Below are 13,287 nucleotides of genomic sequence, written 5' to 3'. Positions count from 1 at the left end.
GAGTAAGGAGGTCACCAACGGGGTAGATGAGCGTTTCATCCCACCCAGGACCGTTCGCGTGTCCGCGTAACGAGATCGCCCCAGACGCGTTACCGCCGACGTATTGTCAGGCCACCGAGGCCCGGCCTACCGTCTACAGATCGCTTTCTACGCACGTAGACCCTTCCCGTAGACCCCTGTGGTTCCCCGAGCGGACCCGCAGGCGAGACCCGCCCCGTCAACCCTCAGACCGCGGGCCCGACCGCACGGCCGGGACGCGGAGTTGCGGAGGTACCCATGTCGCAGATCGTCCGTGCCGCGCTCGTCCAGACCCGCTGGACCGGCGACCAGGAGAGCATGATCGCGCTCCACGAGCGGTACGCCCGGGAGGCCGCCGCCCAGGGCGCGAAGATCATCGGCTTCCAGGAGGTCTTCAACGCCCCGTACTTCTGTCAGGTCCAGGAGGCCGAGCACTACCGCTGGGCCGAGGCAGTGCCGGACGGCCCGACCGTGCGCCGGATGCAGGACCTCGCCCGCGAACTCGGCCTGGTGATCGTCGTGCCGGTCTACGAGGAGGAGCAGACCGGTGTGTACTACAACACCGCCGCGGTGATCGACGCGGACGGCAGCTACCTCGGCAAGTACCGCAAGCACCACATCCCGCAGGTCAAGGGCTTCTGGGAGAAGTACTACTTCAAGCCCGGCAACCTCGGCTGGCCGGTCTTCGACACCGCCGTCGGCAGGGTCGGCGTCTACATCTGCTACGACCGGCACTTCCCCGAGGGCTGGCGCGCCCTGGGCCTGGCCGGGGCGCAGATCGTCTACAACCCCTCCGCCACCAGCCGCGGCCTGTCCGGCTACCTGTGGCAGCTCGAACAGCCCGCCGCCGCCGTCGCCAACGAGTACTTCGTCGCCGCCATCAACCGGGTCGGCACCGAGGAGTACGGCGACAACGACTTCTACGGCACCTCCTACTTCGTCGACCCGCGCGGCCAGTTCGTCGGCGAGGTCGCCTCCGACAAGGAGGAGGAGCTCGTCGTCCGCGACCTCGACCTCGGTCTGATCGAAGAGGTCCGCCAGCAGTGGGCGTTCTACCGCGACCGCCGGCCCGACGCCTACGGACCGCTCGCCGAGGCCTGAGGAGCAGCCCGATGAGCACCCGTGACCCGCGGCAGCGCACCGTCGTCCGCGGCGGCCTCGTCATCACCGCCGCCGACGAACTCCACGCCGACGTCCTGATCGAGGGCGAGCGCGTCGCCGCCCTCGCCGCCACCGGCAGCGCCGCCGCCGAGGCCTGGACCGCCGACACCGTCATCGACGCCACCGGCCACTACGTCATCCCGGGCGGCGTCGACGCCCACACCCACATGGAGTTGCCGTTCGGCGGCACCGCGGCCTCCGACACCTTCGAGACCGGCACCCGCGCCGCCGCCTGGGGCGGCACCACCACCATCGTCGACTTCGCCGTCCAGCCCGTCGGCGGCGCCCTGCGCGAGGGCCTGGACACCTGGCACGCCAAGGCCGAGGGCAACTGCGCGATCGACTACGCCTTCCACACCATCGTCTCCGACGTCAACGACGCCGTCCTCAAGGAGATGGACGCGCTGGTCGACTCCGGCGAGTCCACCTCCTTCAAGCTCTTCATGGCCTACCCCGGCGTCTTCTACAGCGACGACGGCCGCATCCTGCGCGCCATGCAGCGCGGCGCGGCCAACGGCGGGCTGACCATGATGCACGCCGAGAACGGCATCGCCATCGACGTCCTGGTCGAACAGGCACTCGCCGCCGGACGCACCGCCCCGCGCTACCACGGCGAGGTCCGGCGCGAACTGCTGGAGGCCGAGGCCACCCACCGGGCGATCAAGCTCGCCCAGGTGGCCGGCAGTCCGCTCTACGTGGTGCACGTCTCCGCCGCCTCGGCGCTCGACGAACTCGCCCGGGCCCGCGACGCCGGCCTCCCCGTGTTCGGCGAGACCTGCCCGCAGTACCTCTTCCTCTCCACCGACAACCTCGCCGAGGAGGGCGCGGACGGCTTCGAGGGGGCCAAGTACGTGTGCAGCACGCCGCTGCGGCCGCGCGAGCACCAGGAAGCGCTCTGGCGCGGGCTGCGCACCAACGACCTCCAAGTGGTCTCCACCGACCACTGCCCGTTCTGCTACGTCGGGCAGAAGGACCTGGGCCGCGGCGACTTCTCCAAGATCCCCAACGGTCTTCCGGGCGTGGAGAACCGGATGGACCTGCTCCACCAGGCCGTGGTGGACGGGCGGATCAGCCGGCGCCGCTGGATCGAGATCGCCTGCACCACCCCGGCCCGGATGTTCGGGCTGCACCCGCGCAAGGGCACCATCGCGCCCGGCGCGGACGCCGACCTCGTGGTCTACGACCCCACCGCCGTGCAGACCGTCTCCGCCGCGACCCACCACATGAACGTGGACTACTCGGCCTACGAGGGCCGGCAACTCACCGGCCGGGCCCGGACGGTGCTCTCGCGCGGCACGGTGGTGCTGGACGACGGCCGCTGGCTCGGCCGGGCCGGACACGGCACCTTCCTGCGCCGCGACACGTGCCAGTACCTGACCTGACCTGACCTGACCTGACCTGATCCTCCCTCCCGTCCGGGGCCGCGCCGCACGCCGGCCCCGGACCGCCCTCCCGATCCCTCTCCCGGAGCCACCATGGACATCGGCCTCGTCCTGCAGACCGACCCGCCCGCCCGCCTGCTCATCGACCGGATGGTCCGCGCCGAACGGGCCGGGTTCAGCCACGGCTGGACCTTCGACTCCTGCGTGCTGTGGCAGGAGCCCTTCGTCATCTACAGCCGCATCCTCGCCGAGACCGAGCGGCTCACCGTCGGCCCGATGGTCACCAACCCCTCCACCCGCACCTGGGAGGTCACCGCCTCCCTGTTCGCCACGCTCAACGACATGTACGGCAACCGCACCGTCTGCGGCATCGGCCGCGGCGACTCCGCCATGCGGGTCGCCGGCCGCCGGCCCGCCACGCTCGACCGGCTCTCCCAAGCCATGCACGCCATCAAGGAGTTGGCCGAGGGACGCAGCGTCGAGGTGGACGGCACCGAGATGCACCTGCCGTGGGTCGGCCCCGGCGCCGCGCTGCCGATCTGGATGGGCGCGTACGGACCCAGGGCACTTGCCCTGACCGGACGTCAAGCGGACGGATTCATCCTGCAGTTGGCCGATCCATACCTCACCGAGTACATGGTCAAGGCAGTCCGGGCCGCGGCCGTCGAGGCGGGCCGGGATCCGGCCGACGTCACCATCTGCGTGGCCGCGCCCGCGTACGTCACCGCCGACGACTCGCCCGCCGCGCTGGCCCACGCCCGGGAGCAGTGCCGCTGGTTCGGCGGGATGGTCGGCAATCACGTCGCCGACCTGGTCAGCCACTACGGTGAGCACTCCGACCTGGTGCCGGACGCCCTCACCGACTACATCAAGGACCGCCACGGCTACGACTACAGCCACCACGGCCGGGCCGGGAACCCCGACACGGCCTTCGTCCCGGACGGGATCGTCGACCGGTTCTGCCTGATCGGGCCGGCCGAGACCCAGCGCGCCCGGCTCGCGGAACTCCGCGCCCTCGGCGTCGACCAGTTCGCCGTCTACGCGATGCACGATGCGGTCGAGTCCACGATCGACGCCTACGGGGCGGACGTCATCCCGCACCTCTGAACCCGTGCCCCCTGGACTCGTGGGCTCCTGATCCCTTGAGCCCCTGATCCCTTGAGACCTCATCCCTTGAACCCCTGATCCCGCATGCGGCAGAAGGGAGTTGCCCATGGCCGACACCGCGACCGGCGGCGGCGGACAGCGGCAGCACTCCGACGGCCGGGTCGAACCCGACCCGGTCGAGGGGGTGTTGCCACCCAACGGCTTCACCAGTGACGACCTCCGGCCGGTCCCGGTGCGACGGCGCACCTGGACCACCTACAACTTCCTCGCGCTCTGGGTCGGGATGGCCCACAACATTCCGTCCTGGACGCTGGCTTCGGGCCTGATCGCGATCGGGATGGACTGGAAACAGGCGGTGCTGACCATCGCGCTCGCCAACCTGATCGTGCTCGCGCCGATGCTCCTCACCGGGCACGCCGGGACGAAGTACGGCATCCCGTTCCCGGTGTTCGCCCGGGCCTCGTTCGGACTGCGCGGCGCCAACCTGCCCGCGTTGATCCGGGCGGCGGTGGCCTGTGCGTGGTTCGGCATCCAGACCTGGATCGGCGGCGAGGGGATTTTCCTGCTCGCCGGCCGGCTTCTCGGCGAATCCTGGCGCACGGCAACGGAGTTCGGCGGATACCCGTGGACGCAGTGGGCCTCCTTCCTGCTGTTCTGGCTGGTCGAGATGGTCATCATCGCCCGGGGGATGGAGGCGCTGCGGCGCTTCGAGAACTGGGCGGCGCCGTTCGTCATCGTCGGCGCGCTCGCCCTGCTGGTGTGGATCGGCGTCAAGGCGGGCGGGCTGGGGCCGCTGCTGGACCAGCCGTCGAAACTGGGCTGGGGCAGCGGGTTCTGGCAGGTCTTCTTCCCGTCGTTGATGGGGATGATCGGGTTCTGGTCCACGCTGGCGCTCAACATCCCCGACTTCACCCGCTTCGGCGGCAGCCAGCGGGCCCAGATCCGCGGCCAGGCGCTCGGGCTGCCGACCACGATGACGCTGTTCGCGCTGCTGTCGGTGCTGGTCACCTCGGGCTCCGCAGCGGTCTACGGCGAGCCGGTGTGGGACCCGATCAAGCTCGCCGCGAAGATGGAGAGCCCGGTCGCCCTGCTGTTCGCGCTGCTGACCGTCCTGGTCGCCACCTTGTCGGTGAACATCGCCGCCAACGTCGTCTCCCCGGCCTACGACCTGGCCAACCTGCTGCCCCGGTTCGTCAACTTCCGTACGGGGGCGCTGATCACGGGTGTGGTCGGGATCGCGCTCCTCCCGTGGCGGCTCACCGCCGACCCCCACGTCTACATCTACGTCTGGCTGGGCGTGGTCGGCGGACTGCTCGGGACGGTCGCCGGGGTGCTGATCGCCGACTACTGGGTGCTCCGCCGCACCCGGCTGCGGCTCACCGAGCTGTACCGGCCGTTCGGGGCGTACTGGTACGCGGCCGGCTGGAACTGGCGGGCGGTGGCCGCCCTGCTGGTCGGCGGCCTGCTGGCGGTGGGGGGTTCGTACTCCACCGTCGACGGGCACGGCGTCAAGCAGGGGCCGTTCCCGGTGGACGGCGTGATCCCCTTCCTCAAGCCGCTCGCCGACTACGGCTGGGCGGTCGGGCTGGTGTCGGCGGGGGCGGTGTACCTGGCGCTGAGCGTTCCGGGGCGGCGGCGGGCGGGCGACAGCTGACGGCAGACAGATGGCGGACGACGGATAGCGGCCGACGGATGACGGATGACAGCTGACAGATTTCGACATCTGTCAGCTGTCATCCGTCAGCTGTTTCCCGTCATCCCCTTCGCCGCCGCCTCCACCGCCTCCACCGCGGCCAGGACCTTGGCGGCTCCGTCCTCGGTGGCGAGGGCGGCGGCGACGGAACGGGCGCGGGTGCGGTAGTGGGGGTCGTCCAGGAGGTGGCGGATGGCGGTGGCGAGGCGGCTGGGGGTCAGGGCGCGCAGTGGGACCGGGCCGGGGGACACACCGAGGGCGGTGAGCCGGGCGGACCAGAACGGGGCGTCCAGCTGGCCGGGCACCGGGACGGCCGGGGTGCCGGAGCGCAGCGTGGCCGCCGTGGTGCCGGCACCCGCGTGGTGGACGACGACCGAGGTGCGGGGGAACAGCCAGTCGTGCGGGGTGTCGCCGATGGTCAGCACGGAGTCGGAGTCCTCGGCGGCCAATCCGCTCCAGCCCGACTGCAGCAGCACGCGGACCCGGGCGGCCCGGGCGGCGGCCAGGACGGTCGCGGTGAGCCGCTCGGGCTCGGGCACGACCAGGCTGCCGAAACCGATGAAGACCGGTGGCGGTCCGGCGGCCAGGAAGTCCAGCAGCCGTTGCGGGGGTCGCCAGTCGGGCAGCGCGGAGGGCCACCAGTACCCGGCGACGTCCAGCCGGGGGTGCCAGTCCATCGGCCGGGGGACTACCCGCGGTGAGAAGCCGTGCAGGACGGGGTGGTCGCGCCGGGCGCGGGCGACGCCCAGAGGCGGCAGCCCGAGCCGTCGGCGCAGCCCGCGCACGGCCGGGACGAACAACTGGTCGGTGGCGGCCTGCACGGCCTGCCCGGCGAGCAGGTTGCCGGACCGCCCGAGCGAGCGGGCGCCGGTCACGGCGGGCGCGAACTCGCGGGTGGGGGAGAGGGGTTGGAGGTACAGCCCGATGCTGGGAATGCCGGCCGCCTCGGCCGCGACCTGGCCGAGTGCGCTGGTGGTGCTGGTGGTGAGCAGGAGGTCGGTGCCGAGTGTCGTGGCCTCGGCGATGCCGTCGCCGAGGGCGGGCATGAACCGCCTTCCCAGGCGCAGGAGTCGCAGGACGCCCAGGGGTCCGCTGCCGGCTCGCAGCAGCCGTCGGCCCTCGGCGGAGGCGAGTACGGTGCGCGGGTCGACCGGCAGCGGGCGGAACTCCAGCCCGGCGGCCCGTACCGACTCGGCGAAGGTGGTGTGGGTGGCGACGGCCACCTGATGTCCGGCCGCCCGCAGGCGGACGCCGAGCCCGGTGAAGGGGGCGACGTCGCCCCGGGAGCCGACGGTGGCGATCAGGATGCGCATGGCCGCAGTATTTCGGCGGGTGCGTCCGGTCGGAAGGACGCCACGCGCGGACCGGTCGGCTCCGGGTGGCCGGATCGCGTCGCCCGGGCGGGCCGCCCGGAACCGGGCCTGGGGGCGGTGGCGTCCTCGGTTGCGGAGCGCGCGGGACGGGGCCGTCGCGCCGTGGACGGGAGGGATGGGTCGGATGAGCATCATCGCGTGGATCGTGCTGGGCCTGGTGGCCGGAGCCCTGGCCAAGCTGCTGCTGCCCGGGAGGGATCCGGGTGGCCTGATCGTGACGACCTTGATCGGGATCGCCGGTTCCTTCGTCGGCGGCTGGATCGCGTCGCACTTCATGCACCGGTCGATCACGGCCCGGTTCTTCGACGGGCCGACCTGGGTGTCCGCGATCGGCGGCGCGCTGGTGCTGCTGATCGCCTACCGGCTGATCTTCGGCAACTCGCGCCGCTGAGAGGGGCGTTCGCCACGCATCGGCGGGTCGTCCCCCGGGGAGGGAGCCGGCCCGCCGATGCGTGGCCGCGGTGGCCCGGTCGCTAGCGCGAGGCCCCGGACGGGGCCGGGGCCTGGGCGACCCAGTCCGGCAGGGCCTCGCAGGCGGTGAGCCAGTCGGCCGGTACCTCGGCGAGCCCGGTGCGGGCGGCCACCACGCCGGTGGCGATGGCGCAGGTGGTGTCCATGTCGCCCCAGCCCGCCAGGGTGTGCCAGATCGCCTCCGGCAGTGAGTCCAGGTGCCCGGCGGCGGACCAGAGGGCGAACGGGACGGTGTCCGGGGCGGAGATCATCAGCCCCGAGCCCAGCACGTTGGCGGCGTGCCGGATGCTGGTGTGCTCCGGCAGCCGGGCGGCGATCCGCAGGCCGGAGCGGACGTCGCTCTCCGGCAGCCGGCCGGCCACCTCGGTGAGCAACTCGGCCCGGCCGGGCGCCGGCCGGCCCCGGCTGCGGACGGCGAGGGCTGCGGCCAGGGCCACTGCCACCGCTCCGGCGACCGCCTCGGGGTGGAAGTGGGTGGTGAGCGCCTGGAGTTCGGCCTGCCGGACCACCTCGTCGAGGTCCTCGGCGAACCAGGCGCCCAGCGGGGCGACCCGCATCGCGGCGCCGTTGCCGTACGAGCCCTGGCCCTCGAACTGGCCCGAGGTGATGGCGCGCCAGTCTCCGCCGGCGCCGATCCCGCGCAGCACCCGGTGCATCGACGGGCCGTACTTGCGTTGGTAGTCGCGGGCGTACTCGGCCGCGAACTCCCCGGCCAGCGCGGCCTGTCGGACCTCGCCGTGGGTGGTGAGGTGGCGCACCAGGACGAGGGTCATCGCGGTGTCGTCGGTCCAGTGCCAGGGCGCCGGGCGGACCAGCCGGGCGGCCAGTGCGGCGGGCGCCTCGTCGACCGGCACCGAGAACCACCGGTCGCCGAAGGCGTCGCCGAGCGCGAGCCCCCGCAGACCGTCCAGGACCGGACCGGCCGCACCCATGTCATCCTCCGAGTGAGATCAACTGTGTGCGACAGTCTGCCCGACCGGCCGGGGCGCCGGCGACCGGATATCGTCCCGGTCGCCGGCGCCCCGTGCGGCGTCGCCCGCGGTCGTCAGTGCTTGGCATTCAGACCGTTGAGGATCAGCTTCCAGACGGCCGCGAAGCGCTCGTCCGCGCCCGGCTCGGACCAGCTGGCCGCGAACATCGGGTCGTGGAAGGGGGCCGTGGCATCGAAGACGGCGCGGGCGGTGGTGAGGATGTGGGCGAGCCTGAACTCCTTGCGGTCCGTTCCGTCGTGGACGATCTGGGCGATCTGGTTGACCAGGGTCTCGATGTGCGCGTCGACGATGGCGCTGTTCTCCTCGGCCAGCACGAGGTAGGTGGCGAACAGCTCCGGGTCGTCCAGTGCCTTCTTGCGCTTGGCCGCGAACAGCGTGATCAGCCAGTGTTCGAGGCGCTCGGCGGCGCCGCCGCCGTCGATCGAGATGGTCTGCAGCTCGTGGTGCGCCTGGTCCAGCCAGCGCTGGGTGACCGCCTCGCGCAGCGCCGCCTTGCTGGGGAAGTGGCGGTAGACGCTGCTGTGGCTGACGCCGAGTTCCCGGGCGACGTCCACGACGGTGGCCTTGGCCGGGCCGAACCGCCGGAGTACTTCCTCCGCCGCGATCAGGATCTGCTCGGCGGTGAGTGCGGTGTCCGTGGTCACGGGGGCCGTCCTTAGGGTGGTGCGGGTCGGGTGGTGCGGGTCGGGTGGTGCGGAGGGTTTCCGCTGGTCAGCGGGGGGCTCGGTCAGCGCTCGCTGTCCAGGCGTGCCATCTGCGCGGCAGCGTACCGGTCGCCGGCGGCGGCACCGGCAGGGACGGCCGCCTCGACGGCGGTGAGGTCGGCCGGGGTCAGCGTGACGTCCAGCGAACCGAGGGCCTCGGCCAGCCGGTCCCGGCGGCGGGCGCCGACCAGCGGGACGACGTCCTCGCCGCGCGAGGCCACCCATGCGATGGCGACCTGGGCGACGCTTGCGCCCTTCGCGTCGGCGACCGCGCGCAGCGCCTCGACCAGCGCGAGGTTGTGGGCCAGGTTCTCACCCTGGAAGCGCGGGCTGTCGCCGCGGAAGTCGGTGCCGGCGAGCGGGCGTTCCGGGGTCCAGTGGCCGCTCAGCAGGCCGCGGGAGAGCACGCCGTACGCGGTGATGCCGATGCCGAGCTCCCGGGCGGCGGGCAGCACGGAGGCCTCGATCGAGCGGGTGAGCAGTGAGTACTCGATCTGCAGGTCGCTGATCGGGTGGACGGCGGCGGCGCGGCGCAGGGTGTCGGCGCCGACCTCGGAGAGGCCTATGTGGCGGACGTAGCCGGCCTTGACCAGGTCCGCGATGGCGCCGACGGTTTCCTCGATCGGGACTCTCGGGTCGAGACGGGCCGGGCGGTAGACGTCGACGTGGTCGGTGCGCAGGCGGCGCAGGGTGTAGGCGAGGGCCGTCTTGGTGGCGGCCGGGCTGGTGTCGTAGCCGACCCACTGGCCGTCGGGCCCGCGCTGGGCGCCGTACTTCACGCTGATCTGCACGCTGGCGCGGTCGCGGCCGCGCAGGGCCTCGTGGATCAGCAGTTCGTTGTGGCCCATGCCGTAGAAGTCGCCGGTGTCGAGGAGGGTGATCCCGGCGTCCAGGGCGGCGTGGACGGTGGCGATGCTCTCGGCCTCGTCGGCGGGGCCGTAGAGGTCGGACATGCCCATGCAGCCGAGGCCGAGGGCGGAGGTGACGGGCCCGGAGGCGCCGAGGGTGCGCTGTGCGGGGCGGGTGGTGGAGGGCATGGGTGCTCCGGGGGCGAGTGCGGTGCCGGATGGCGGGGGCAGTGTGACCCGGGTCTCACTATGGCACGACAGCGAACAGATTTCAAAATCTGTTCGCTGTCTTTTGTCATTTGTTCGCACCACCGCTGGCGGGGTGGCGGAGTGGCGGCGAGCGCTGGCGCGGGACAGGGGTGGTTCGCTGGGCGTACGGCTGGGTGTACAGCTAGGCGTACGGCCCCGGCGAGCGCAGCAGATAGGCGCGGGCGGGCGGCAGATTGCGCCACACCGTGCGCTCGCCCAGCCCGTACGTCGCTTCGAACCGCCGCAGCAGCCGTACCACCGCCCGGTGGCGGGCGCCCCGGTGCGGGCCCGAGAGGAGGGTTCGTGCCGTCGTGGTGCCGAGGTAGCCGAAGTACGTCAGCTCGCCGCCGGGGGCCAGCAGCCGTAGGTAGAGGTCGAGAAGGTCCCGTACCAGGGCCGGCTCGAAGTTGGTGAACGGCACTCCGGAGACGATCACGTCGTACCGCTCGCCGCCGCTCCCCTCCCCGGAGCCCTCGGGTCCGGTCCCGGGTGCCCCGGCCGCCTCCGGTAGCTCCTCCACCCGGCAGGCCGACAGTCGCAGGCCCACCCCCGGCCGGCGCGCGGCCAGCACCGGATCCTCCCGCAGTCGGTCGGCGAACCGCGGATTCGCCTCGACCGCGTGCAGCCGGTCGCCCGGGCGCAACACCCGGGCCAGCCGACGGGTCACCACGCCCGTCCCCGCGCCGACCTCCAGCACCGAGATCGGCCGGTTGGGACGGCTGGTGGCCGGCATTGCCAGGGCGTTCACCAGATCCGGCCCGCTCGGCGCCAGCGCGCCGGTGTCATGGAAGGTGCGCAGTGCCTCGGAGAGGAACAGCAGGCGGTCCCCGCCGTACCGTGAACCGTGCGAACTGCGCTGCGGTGGAGGGGAGTCGGGGTGAGGGTGGAGCTGTCCGGTCGTCATGCCGTCGACGCTAGGGAGGCCGCGACCGGCCCGGATCGGCCGGTGAGCGGCGCCGCCCCCCGACGAAAGTCGAGGGTGCGGCCGCCCGGGAGGAGGGGGTGCCGCGCCGCCGCCCGCCCGTAGCATCGAGCGAGCGGACGCGACGGCGGACGGACGCGAACGGAAGCGCACCGAAGCGCACGGGCGCGGCCCGACGCGCGGGACGTGGACCCGCGGGTGGGGCGAGAACTTACGTGAGGAGCGCGGACGGACGCGTGGGGGCGCGGGCCGACGCGAGGGGACCGGAGCCGGACGGCCCGGGCGGGAGGGGTTCGATGCGCACAGGTCCGCTCGGCTGGTACGGCCCGGACCACCGGCCCTGGGTGGACACCCTGTTGCTGCTCGGCATCCTCGGCCTCGCCGGCGAGGAGGGGTTGTTCCAGTGGCTGCACACGGACGGCCCGCTGCGCCTGCCCCGTACGGCGGTGGCCGCGCTGGCCGCGCTCTCCCTGCTGGCCGTCCGCCGCTACCCGCTCGCCTCGGCCGTCCTGCCGGTGCTCACCGGTGGGCTGTTCAACCGCGCGTTCCCCGCCCTGTTCAGCGTCTACCACCTCGCCTCGCTCGGCCGGGTCGGCCCGGCTGCGGTCGGCGGTACGGTGATCGCCGTGGTCAGCGCGACCAGGGCGGACTCGCTGGTCGGTTGGGCCGGCGCCACCGGCTCCCAACTCTTCGTGCAGGCCGCCGTGTTGTGCTTCGGTCTGTGGCTGCACGGCCGCCGGGTGCTGATCCGCACCCTGCACACCCAGGTCGAAACCCTTCGGCGGGAACGGGAGTTGCGCGCCGAGCAAGCCCGTTCGGCCGAGCGCGCCCGGATCGCCCGGGAGATGCACGACGTGCTCGCCCACCGGCTGAGCCTGCTGGTGCTGCACGCCGGAGTGCTGCGCGACCAGGCCCGCGCCGGTACCGTCGCCGCCGACCCGGACCGGCTCACCCACCGCCTCGAACTGCTGCGCACCGCCGCCGCCCGCTCGCTCGACGACCTGCGGGACGTGCTGGGCGCGCTGCGCGCCGATCCGCTGGAGCCGACCGCCGTAGCGAACGCGGTCGAACCGCCCGCACCGGTCGTCCCCGCCCGCGTCCCGGCGCCGGCCCTGCGCGACCTCACCGAGCTGGTCGCCGAGGCGAACCAGGCCGGTCAGCACGTCGAACTCGCCCTCGCCGGCGATCCGGAGGCCGTGCCCACCACCCACCGGCTCGCCGTCCACCGGGTCGTCCAGGAGGCGCTGACCAACGCCCGCAAGCACGCCCACACCGCGCCCGTCACCGTCCGGGTCGGCTACGGCGCGTCGGCGACCACCGTCGAGATCCGCAACGGCCCGGGCGAGGCCGCACCGAACGGGCCGGGCACCGGCGGCGGGTACGGGCTGGTGGGGCTCGGCGAACGGGTCGGCGCACTGGGCGGCCACCTGGACGCGGGCCCGGACGGCGCCGGGGGCTTCCGGCTCTCCGCCCGGCTGCCCGCGCCGGACCGGCCGCCGGGGGCGGCGCCGCCCCCGCTATCCCCGCTATCCCCGCCGCCCCCGCTGCCGCAGCACCGGCAGCACCCGCAGCGCCCGCGGCCCCCACAGCATCCCCAGACCCCGCAGCCCCCGGAGCCGGAGGACGTCACTTGATCCGCACCATGGTGGTCGACGACGACGCGCTGGTGCGCCTCGGCCTGGTCGATCTGCTCACCCAGGACCCGGCACTGACCGTGGTCGCCGAAGCCGCCGACGGGCTGCAGGCCGTCGAGCTGGCCCGTGGCCACCGGATCGACGTCGCGCTGATGGACATCCGGATGCCCCGGCTGGACGGGATCGCCGCCACCCGGCGGCTGCGCCAACTACCCGACGCCCCAAAGGTGATCGCGCTCACCACGTTCGACCTGGACGAGTACGTGTACCAGGCGCTCGCCGCCGGGGCGGACGGCTTCCTGCTGAAGGACACCCCGCCCGCCGAGATCGCCCGGGCCGTCCACGTGGTCGCCGCCGGGCAGGGGATGCTGCACCCGGCGGCCGCGCGACGGCTGATCGACCGGTACCACCGGGTCGGTGCGCCCCGGTCCGTGGCCGCGCGCGGCCGGATCGCGGGGCTCACCCCGCGCGAGACCGAGGTGCTGCGCGAAGTCGCCGACGGGCTCTCCAACGCCGAGATCGCGGGCGTGCTGGGCATGCGGGAGAGCACCGTCAAGGCGCACGTCAGTCGGATCCTGACCGCGCTCGGGGTGGCCAACCGGGTCCAGGCGGCGCTGCTCGCACGGGATGCGGGGCTGGTCGGGGAGGGTGCCTGACGGCGGGCGCTCGCGAGGGCAGGGCGGGGCGCAGCGTCGGACGGCGTTCACGCGGATGTTCCCGGGGTGTCGGTTCG

At 73.2% G+C, this 13,287-nt stretch carries 12 protein-coding genes; 7 read left to right on the top strand and 5 right to left on the bottom strand.

The annotated features are described in order from the left end of the window. Positions 1 to 276 precede the first annotated feature (276 nt). The 4 genes from ACZ7BZ_RS06615 (at position 277) to ACZ7BZ_RS06600 (ending at position 5,322) form a co-directional block, all read left to right on the top strand. Complete coding sequence (locus ACZ7BZ_RS06615) at positions 277 to 1,119, top strand: nitrilase-related carbon-nitrogen hydrolase (protein ID WP_380451065.1); 843 nt, start codon at positions 277 to 279, stop codon at positions 1,117 to 1,119. A gap of 11 nt (positions 1,120 to 1,130) precedes the next feature. Beyond that, positions 1,131 to 2,561: a dihydropyrimidinase gene (gene hydA / locus ACZ7BZ_RS06610; protein WP_470357401.1), complete on the top strand. Its 1,431-nt coding sequence runs from the start codon at positions 1,131 to 1,133 to the stop codon at positions 2,559 to 2,561. Positions 2,562 to 2,654: 93 nt separating this feature from the next. Beyond that, on the top strand, positions 2,655 to 3,668 hold the full coding sequence (locus ACZ7BZ_RS06605) for a TIGR03842 family LLM class F420-dependent oxidoreductase (protein ID WP_470357400.1): 1,014 nt from the start codon (positions 2,655 to 2,657) through the stop codon (positions 3,666 to 3,668). 106 nt (positions 3,669 to 3,774) lie between these two features. Further along, positions 3,775 to 5,322, top strand: coding sequence for an NCS1 family nucleobase:cation symporter-1 (locus ACZ7BZ_RS06600; RefSeq protein ID WP_470357399.1), 1,548 nt, complete (start codon positions 3,775 to 3,777; stop codon positions 5,320 to 5,322). A gap of 86 nt (positions 5,323 to 5,408) precedes the next feature. Here ACZ7BZ_RS06600 and ACZ7BZ_RS06595 read toward each other — a convergent pair whose 3' ends face one another. Next, positions 5,409 to 6,674: a glycosyltransferase gene (locus ACZ7BZ_RS06595; protein WP_470357398.1), complete on the bottom strand. Its 1,266-nt coding sequence runs from the start codon at positions 6,672 to 6,674 to the stop codon at positions 5,409 to 5,411. A 184-nt stretch (positions 6,675 to 6,858) separates the two neighbouring features. Here ACZ7BZ_RS06595 and ACZ7BZ_RS06590 point away from each other — a divergent pair, with 184 nt between their 5' ends. After that, on the top strand, positions 6,859 to 7,125 hold the full coding sequence (locus ACZ7BZ_RS06590; protein WP_380451056.1) for a GlsB/YeaQ/YmgE family stress response membrane protein: 267 nt from the start codon (positions 6,859 to 6,861) through the stop codon (positions 7,123 to 7,125). 82 nt (positions 7,126 to 7,207) lie between these two features. Here ACZ7BZ_RS06590 and ACZ7BZ_RS06585 read toward each other — a convergent pair whose 3' ends face one another. From ACZ7BZ_RS06585 to ACZ7BZ_RS06570, 4 genes are all read right to left on the bottom strand, one after another. Beyond that, a complete protein-coding gene (locus ACZ7BZ_RS06585; RefSeq protein ID WP_470357397.1) occupies positions 7,208 to 8,137 on the bottom strand; it encodes an ADP-ribosylglycohydrolase family protein in 930 nt (309 codons plus the stop codon). 113 nt (positions 8,138 to 8,250) lie between these two features. Beyond that, a complete protein-coding gene (locus ACZ7BZ_RS06580) occupies positions 8,251 to 8,841 on the bottom strand; it encodes a TetR/AcrR family transcriptional regulator (protein ID WP_470357396.1) in 591 nt (196 codons plus the stop codon). 83 nt (positions 8,842 to 8,924) lie between these two features. Next, complete coding sequence (locus tag ACZ7BZ_RS06575) at positions 8,925 to 9,938, bottom strand: aldo/keto reductase (protein WP_470357395.1); 1,014 nt, start codon at positions 9,936 to 9,938, stop codon at positions 8,925 to 8,927. A 202-nt stretch (positions 9,939 to 10,140) separates the two neighbouring features. Then, positions 10,141 to 10,902 (bottom strand): class I SAM-dependent methyltransferase, encoded by a 762-nt coding sequence (locus tag ACZ7BZ_RS06570; RefSeq protein WP_470357394.1) that lies wholly within the window; start codon positions 10,900 to 10,902, stop codon positions 10,141 to 10,143. Positions 10,903 to 11,216: 314 nt separating this feature from the next. Here ACZ7BZ_RS06570 and ACZ7BZ_RS06565 point away from each other — a divergent pair, with 314 nt between their 5' ends. Together ACZ7BZ_RS06565 and ACZ7BZ_RS06560 are read left to right on the top strand one after the other, a co-directional pair. Further along, positions 11,217 to 12,554, top strand: coding sequence for a sensor histidine kinase (locus ACZ7BZ_RS06565; protein WP_470357393.1), 1,338 nt, complete (start codon positions 11,217 to 11,219; stop codon positions 12,552 to 12,554). Then, a complete protein-coding gene (locus ACZ7BZ_RS06560) occupies positions 12,551 to 13,210 on the top strand; it encodes a response regulator (protein WP_470357392.1) in 660 nt (219 codons plus the stop codon). The genes ACZ7BZ_RS06565 and ACZ7BZ_RS06560 overlap by 4 nt, the downstream gene beginning before the upstream one ends. Positions 13,211 to 13,287 lie beyond the last annotated feature (77 nt).

Source organism: Kitasatospora sp. NPDC036934 (assembly GCF_055608425.1).
This window is presented reverse-complemented; position numbering and strand designations above follow the sequence as displayed.

Coding starts and splice junctions, on each gene's coding strand:
- ACZ7BZ_RS06570 (WP_470357394.1), bottom strand. CDS start 10,902: ATGACGACCGGACAGCTCCACCCTCACCCCGACTCCCCTCCACCGCAG.
- ACZ7BZ_RS06590 (WP_380451056.1), top strand. CDS start 6,859: ATGAGCATCATCGCGTGGATCGTGCTGGGCCTGGTGGCCGGAGCCCTG.
- ACZ7BZ_RS06565 (WP_470357393.1), top strand. CDS start 11,217: ATGCGCACAGGTCCGCTCGGCTGGTACGGCCCGGACCACCGGCCCTGG.
- ACZ7BZ_RS06615 (WP_380451065.1), top strand. CDS start 277: ATGTCGCAGATCGTCCGTGCCGCGCTCGTCCAGACCCGCTGGACCGGC.
- hydA (WP_470357401.1), top strand. CDS start 1,131: ATGAGCACCCGTGACCCGCGGCAGCGCACCGTCGTCCGCGGCGGCCTC.
- ACZ7BZ_RS06605 (WP_470357400.1), top strand. CDS start 2,655: ATGGACATCGGCCTCGTCCTGCAGACCGACCCGCCCGCCCGCCTGCTC.
- ACZ7BZ_RS06595 (WP_470357398.1), bottom strand. CDS start 6,674: ATGCGCATCCTGATCGCCACCGTCGGCTCCCGGGGCGACGTCGCCCCC.
- ACZ7BZ_RS06575 (WP_470357395.1), bottom strand. CDS start 9,938: ATGCCCTCCACCACCCGCCCCGCACAGCGCACCCTCGGCGCCTCCGGG.
- ACZ7BZ_RS06585 (WP_470357397.1), bottom strand. CDS start 8,137: ATGGGTGCGGCCGGTCCGGTCCTGGACGGTCTGCGGGGGCTCGCGCTC.
- ACZ7BZ_RS06600 (WP_470357399.1), top strand. CDS start 3,775: ATGGCCGACACCGCGACCGGCGGCGGCGGACAGCGGCAGCACTCCGAC.